This window comes from Streptomyces sp. NPDC090499, from assembly GCF_044769305.1.
Taxonomy (GTDB): domain Bacteria; phylum Actinomycetota; class Actinomycetes; order Streptomycetales; family Streptomycetaceae; genus Streptomyces.
On sequence record NZ_JBIVXP010000001.1, the window covers coordinates 1301230 to 1307971 of the forward strand.

General features: G+C 74.5%; 5 protein-coding genes. All 5 read right to left on the reverse strand.

Annotated features, from left to right (window positions below):
• Window positions 1-21 precede the first annotated feature (21 nt).
• Window positions 22-3282, reverse strand: coding sequence for a S41 family peptidase (locus ACIQVL_RS06065; RefSeq protein WP_403474556.1), 3261 nt, complete (start codon window positions 3280-3282; stop codon window positions 22-24).
• Window positions 3283-3328: 46 nt separating this feature from the next.
• The gene (locus tag ACIQVL_RS06070; RefSeq protein WP_403474557.1) at window positions 3329-3901 is read right to left on the reverse strand and encodes a hypothetical protein; all 573 of its coding nucleotides are present in this window, start codon (window positions 3899-3901) and stop codon (window positions 3329-3331) included.
• A gap of 93 nt (window positions 3902-3994) precedes the next feature.
• The gene (locus ACIQVL_RS06075) at window positions 3995-4387 is read right to left on the reverse strand and encodes a VOC family protein (RefSeq protein WP_403427748.1); all 393 of its coding nucleotides are present in this window, start codon (window positions 4385-4387) and stop codon (window positions 3995-3997) included.
• Window positions 4388-4417: 30 nt separating this feature from the next.
• Window positions 4418-5167, reverse strand: coding sequence for a 16S rRNA (uracil(1498)-N(3))-methyltransferase (locus tag ACIQVL_RS06080; protein WP_403474558.1), 750 nt, complete (start codon window positions 5165-5167; stop codon window positions 4418-4420).
• Window positions 5164-6246, reverse strand: a complete 1083-nt coding sequence (locus ACIQVL_RS06085) for a nitronate monooxygenase (RefSeq protein WP_403474559.1) — start codon at window positions 6244-6246, stop codon at window positions 5164-5166. The genes ACIQVL_RS06080 and ACIQVL_RS06085 overlap by 4 nt, the downstream gene beginning before the upstream one ends.
• Between the last annotated feature and the right edge of the window lie 496 nt (window positions 6247-6742).

Genomic DNA, 6742 nt, shown 5'->3' on the forward strand with positions numbered 1-6742 from the left:
TCACATGCAGCCCCGCGCCCCTCAGCTCGGCAAGGTCGGCGGCGTCTTCGCGGGACTGCTCTCCAGTGCCTCCAGCGCACGTCGGACGGCCTCGTCCAGCTGGGGGTCGCGGCCCGCCCCCCAGTCCTGCGGGGTCTGCACGACCTCCACGTCGGGGTCGACGCCGTGGTTCTCCACGCCCCAGCCGTAACCCTCCAGCCAGAACGCGTACTTCGGCTGGGTGACCAGCGTGCCGTCGACCAGGTGGTAGCGGCTGTCGATGCCGATCACGCCGCCCCAGGTGCGGGTGCCGACCACCGGGCCGATGCCCAGCGCCTTGATCGCCGCGTTGACGATGTCGCCGTCCGAGCCGGAGAACTCGTTGGCGACGACCACGACCGGGCCCCGCGGCGCGTCCCTCGGATAGCTGAACGGCCGCATGCCGCGCGGCAGGTCCCAGCCGACGATCCGCCGGGCCAGCTTCTCCACCACGAGCTGGGAGGTGTGCCCGCCGCGGTTCTCGCGGACGTCCACGACGATGCCCTCGCGGGCCATCTCCACGTTCAGGTCGCGGTGGATCTGGGCCCAGCCGGGCGCCTGCATGTCGGGGACGTGGAGGTAGCCGAGGCGGCCGCCGGACAGTTCGTGGACGTGGGCCCGGCGGTCGGCGACCCACGCGTGGTAGCGGAGCGGTTCCTCGTCGGCGACCGGGACGACGACCGGGTGGCGCAGGTCGCCGCCGCCGGCCGGGGACACGGTCAGTTCGATCGCCTTGCCGGCCGTGCCGACCAGGAGCGGGGCGGGTCCGGTGACCGGGTCGACGGGGCGGCCGGCGACGGCCACGATCGCGTCGCCGGGGCGGACCGCGGCGCCGGGTGCGGCGAGCGGGGAGCGGGCGCCGGGGTCGGAGGTCTCGGCGGGCAGGATCCGGTCGATGCGCCAGCTGCCGTCGGCGTGCCGGGAGACGTCGGCGCCGAGCAGGCCCTGCCGGGCGCCGCCGCCGTGGCCGCCGCGCGGGGTGACGTAGGCGTGCGAGGTGCCCAGTTCGCCCTGGACCTCCCAGAGCAGGTCGACGAGGTCGTCGTGGGTGGCGACCCGGTCGACGAGCGGACGGTAGCGGTCCAGGACGCCGTTCCAGTCGACACCGCCGAGGTCGGGCCGCCAGAACTGGTCGCGCATGATGCGGCCGGTCTCGTCGAACATCTGCCGCCACTCGGCGGCCGGGTCGACGGTCTGCCGGACCCGGGACAGGTCGACGGTGATGTTGGTGTCGCTGTCGTCGTCGCCCGAGGCGCGCCGGTCGCTGGGTACGACCTTCAGCTTGCTGTCGGCCCACAGCAGGACGCGTTTGCCGTCGCCGCTGACCTCGAAGTGGTCGGCGTCGGAGGCGAGGTACTCGATGCGCTGCTGGGCGAGGTCGTAGCGCTCCAGTTCGGTCTTGGGCGCCGGGTCCTCGGGGTGGGCGCGGGAGGCGCCGAGGACACCGCGGACCGGGTGGCGCAGCCAGAGGACGCCGTCCTTGGCGGCGCGCAGCGTGGAGTAGCGGCCGGCCTCGACGGGGAAGGGCACGATCCGGTCGGCGAGGCCCTCCAGGTCGATGCGGGTGGCGGGGGTGCCCTCGGCGTCCGGGGTCTCGTCCTTGTCGGGGGTCTCGAAGGGGCGGCCGTGCCGCTGCGGGCCGAACGGCGAGGGGGTGGTGGCCGCGAGGGTGATCAGGTGCGGGCGGTCGCCGACCACGAACGCCAGGTCGAAGACGTGCTCGTCGTAGACCGGGTCGAAGGAGCGGGTGGAGAGGAACGCGAGGTGTTTGCCGTCGCGGGTGAAGGCGGGGTCGTAGTCCCGGAACCGCAGCGGGGTCGCCTCGGTGACGGTGAGGTCGGTGGTGTGGGCGATGCGGAGCTGGCAGAGGCCGCCGGCACCGGGGTGGGACCAGGCGAGCCAGCCGGAGTCCGGGGAGAAGGCGAGTCCGGAGACGTCGCCGTCCTCACTGCGGTCGACCTCGCGGACCTCGCCCGTCTCGCGTTCGACGAGGAGCAGCCGGCCGTCGTGGGCGGCGACGGCGACCCGGTCGCCGTCGGGGGCGACGGCGAGGTCCAGGACCCGGCCGAGCTGTCCGGCGGCGATCCGGCGCGGGGTGGCGCCGGGCACGACGCCGGTGGCGGGGGCGAACTCCAGGGCGTCGTCGCCCTCGGCGTCCGTCACCCACACCACCCATTCCTCGGCGTCCACGCGGAAGGTGACGGGCAGCCGGGCCCGCACCCCGGGGTGGGCGGCGAGGGCGCGCGCCGGGCCGGACCGGTGGGTCACCCAGTGCACGCCGCCGCGCACCAGGACGGCGCTGCCGCGCGCGGTGTGGTCGGGCGAGGCGGAGCTGAACCAGCGGGCCGCGTTGACCGGGTAGGGCTGCCGGTCGACCCGGGACCCGCCGAGCCGGATGTCCAGGCGGCGCGGCTCGGCGCCCGCCAGGTCCTCCAGGAGCCAGAGTTCACCGGCGCAGGCGTAGACGACGCGGGTGCCGTCGCTCGCCGCGTGCCGGGCGTAGAAGCCTCCCCCGCTCTCGGCTTCGCTCGAGCGGGAGGCGCCCCCAAGGGGGGTGTGCCGGCGCAGGTCGGAGCCGTCGGCGAGGGAGGAGTACAGGGCGCCCGTGCCCTCGTGGTCGGAGAGGAAGGCGATCCGGTCCCCGACCCACTCGGGGTACTCCAGGTTCCCGTCCAGCTCCGCGTGCAGCCGTTCGAACTCGCCGGCGCCCGCCCCGCCCCGGGCGTCCCGGTCGATCCACAGCTTGCCCGCGGTACCGCCCCGGTACCGCTTCCACCAGGCCGCCTCCCGCCCCATCGGCGCGGACAGCAGCACGGTGTGCGGGCCGAGGGCGACATGGCCGACCGGCCCGTACGGCAGGACGGTGGACGGGCCGCCGTCGAGCGGGACGGTGTGCGCCCAGCTGCGCCGGAGGCTGGCCTGGCCGTGGGTGGTGATGGCGAGGACCTGCCCGTCGGCGGTCCAGCCGCGCACCTGGGTGCGGGAACTCCCCCAGTGGGTCAGGCGGGTGGACGGGCCGCCGTCGACGGGGGCGAGGTGGATCTCGGGGGCGCCGTCACGGGTGGAGGTCCAGGCGACCGTGGTGCCGTCGGGCGAGATGCGGGGCAGCGTCACGGGGACGTTGTCGGCGCTGGCCCGCCAGGCCCGGCCGCCGTCCAGGGGCGCGAGCCACACGTCGTCCTCGGCGGTGAAGGCGACCAGGTCGCCTTGGACATGCGGAAATCGGAGGTAGGACCGCGGTCCTGTCGCTGCACCCTGAGTCACTCGCTCAGCCTATGCACCACGGCGTGTTCCCGGTGGCCGATTTCGATCACTTTCCCTGCACCGGCCAGCACTTGGGGTCGCCCTGGCACCAGATCGTCTTCGTGACGGTCACGGTGGGGCCGGGCTGCTGCCCGTAGGTGGGCGGCCGGTAGGTGCTGTACACCGGCCCGGGTGTGGCGTCGCAGTCGCCCAGGCCGGTCACCCGGAACCACTCCTTGCCGCCGACCTCGGCGACGAGGTTCCCGCGCACGCAGGCGCCGCTGACGGCCTTGGTGACCCGGCCGGTGACGGTGATGTCCCGGCCGTCCCTGGTCCGGCCCCGGCAGTCGACGGAGACGACGGTGGTCGAGGTCGCCGACGGTGTCTTCGTGCCCGTCGTGCCCGTCCCGCTCTTCGCCGACGCCCCGTAGTTGCCGGTGCAGGTGAGCCAGTCGACGTCGACGTGCTGGCGTTTCAGCTCGGCGGTGGCGGTCCGGTCGGTGGTGTAGGCGACCGTCGCGGTGTTCAGGTCGCTCGGCCGGCAGGCCGCCGCACCGCCCACGACGATCACCACGAGCCCCGCCGCGGCCGCCGCCCTGGTCCCACGCGGCCGGCCCCAAATCCGCCTCAATACCCCCATGGAGGGCAGCCTGCCACCGTCCCGCCGGTGGCGGTAGGGGGCTTACGGCCACTCACGTGTTCGGAGGGGTCACCCGTGCCGGTGCGCTGTCCCTCAGGTCCGCAGCAGCAGCCACTCCTGGAGTTCCACCAGGTTCCCCTCGGGGTCCTTGAGGTGGGCGACCCGCATGCGCTCGGTCATCGGCTCGGGTCCGTGCACCAGGACCGCGCCGCGGGCGGTGATCTGCTCGCAGTAGCCGTCCAGGTCGTCGACGCGCAGCACCACCAGCGAACGGTGACCGGTGGCCGCGTCCCCCAGTTCGCCGAGTATCGCGGCCATCATCGCCCGGTCCTGAAGCGCGATCCCCGCCGATCCGGCATGCGGGCTGAACTTCTCGTACGGCCCCTCGCTCGCCCCCGACTGCGGCTTCAGCCCGAGCACTTCGGCGTAGAAGCGGTAGCAGGCGGCGAAGTCGCTGACCAGGAGCCGGACTTGGGCGAGTTCCACGGCTGTCCCCCAGGGTGTGGTGCGGTCGGTTCAGGACCACCGGCCGGTGCGGCCGAGCAGCAGGGCCGCGGCCGCCGTCCCGGCGGTCGATGTGCGCATCACGGTAGGCCCCAGGGTGTACGCCTTCGCACCCGCCTCCTCGAACAGCGCGAGCTCGTCCCGGGCGACGCCCCCTTCGGGCCCGACGACCAGCACGATCTCGCCCTCGGCGGGCAGTTCGGCCGCGGCGAGCGGCTCACTGCCGTGCTCGAAGTCGGAGTGCAGGACGGCGGCGAGGCCGGCCCCGGCCAGCAGTGCCGCGACCTGCTTGGTCGTCGCCGCGTCCGCGACCTCGGGGAACCGCACCCGGCGGGACTGCTTGCCAGCCTCGCGGGCGGTGCCCCGCCACTTCGCCAGCGACCTGAGACCCCGCTCGCCCTTCCACTGGGTGATGCAGCGGGCGGCCTGCCAGGGCACGATCCGGTCGACGCCGACCTCGGTCATGGTCTCCACGGCGACCTCGCCGCGGTCGCCCTTGGGGAGGGCCTGGACGACGGTGATACGGGGCGACGGCTCCGGCTCCCGGGAGACCGCCGTCATGCGGACGACCAGCCGGTCCCTGCCCTCGGCGGCGAGCACCTCGCAGACCGCGTAGCGGCCGGCGCCGTCGGTGAGGACCACCTCCTCGCCGGGCTGCAGCCGCTTCACGGAGACCGCGTGCCGGCCCTCGGGCCCGTCGAGGACGTACTGTCCGGTGCCGTCCGCGGGGAGGTGTTCGACGACGAAGACGGGCGCGGTCACAGCCGGTCCCCCTCTCCCTTGGTCGACAACGCTGTCGACGCGGCGGCGAGTTCCTCCGCGAGGGTCTCCACCAACTGTCCGGCGGGCAGCTCACGGGCCATCCGGTGGCCCTGTCCGGCCCACAGCGCCATGCCCTGCGCGTCCCCGGACCGGGCGGCGGCCTTGCGCAGCGGGGAGGTGAGGTGGTGGACCTCCGGGTAGGCGGCGGGCGCGTACGGGCCGTGCTCGCGCATGAACCGGTTGACCAGGCCGCGGGCCGGCCGCCCGGAGAACGCCCGGGTCAGCGCGGTCCGGGTGAAGAGCGGGTCGGTGAGCGCCTGCTTGTGCGGGGCGGCGGCGCCGGACTCCGGGGTGGCGAGGAAGGCCGTCCCCAGCTGCGCGGCGCTCGCCCCCGCCGCCAGGACGGCCGCGATCTGGCCGCCGCGCATGATGCCGCCCGCGGCGACGACGGGGATCCGGACGGTCTCGCGCACCTGGGCGACCAGCGGCAGCAGCCCGATCCCGGACCCGTCGTTCTCCGGCACGTCCCGGTGGGTGCCCTGATGGCCCCCCGCCTCCACGCCCTGGGCGATCACCGCGTCCGCCCCGGCCCGCTCGACGGCGAGGGCCTCCTCGGCGGTGGTGGCGGTGACCAGCGTGACCGTCCCGGCCCGCCGCAGCGAGTCCAGCACCTCCCGCGCCGGCACGCCGAAGTGGAAGGAGACGGCGGCCACCGGGTTGTCCAGCAGCACGGCCAGCTTGGCCTCGTACCCGTCGTCCCGGCCGCTGTCCGGGTCGCCGAGCTCGGTCTCGTACCAGGCGGCCTCACCGGCCAGCTGATGCGCGTAGACCTCCACGGCCCCGGACTCCGCGTATTCGGGCTGGGGCATGAACACGTTCACACCGAACGGACGGCCGGTCAGCCCCCGCAACTGCTTGATCTCCTGGTACATCCCGTCGGCGGTCTTGTACCCGGCGGCCAGGAACCCCAGCCCGCCCGCCTCGGACACGGCGGCGGCGAGCTGCGGGACGGAGACCCCGCCTGCCATGGGGGCCTGCACGATCGGAAGAGGGAAGAGATCGGTCATTGCGGAGGACATGACGGCATGTTGTCACGTCCTCCGAACAAGACCGAATCGGGCCGCCCCTTTGGCACATGCCAGAAACCGCACCTCACAACACACCACCCCGGACACCCGACCTCGCCTTTCGGCGGACCGATCCGGGGCCTTCCGGCAGACCCATCCGGGCGGCCGAACCCCGCCTCCCGGCGCACCGAGCCCGTCAGCCTACGGCGCCTCCGACGGGCCGAGCCAGGCCCGACCGCACCGCTCGACGGGCCGAGCCGGGCCGACCGCACCGCTCGACGAACCGAGCCCGGCAGCCAACCCCACCGCTCGACGGACCGAGCCGGACCGACCGCACCGCTCGACGAACCGAGCCCGGCAGCCAACCCCACCGCTCGACGGACCGAGCCGGACCGACCGCACCGCTCGACGGACCGAGCCCGGCAGCCAACCCCACCGCTCGACGGACCGAGCCGGACCGACCGCACCGCTCGACGGACCGAGCCCGGCAGCCAACCCCACCGCTCGA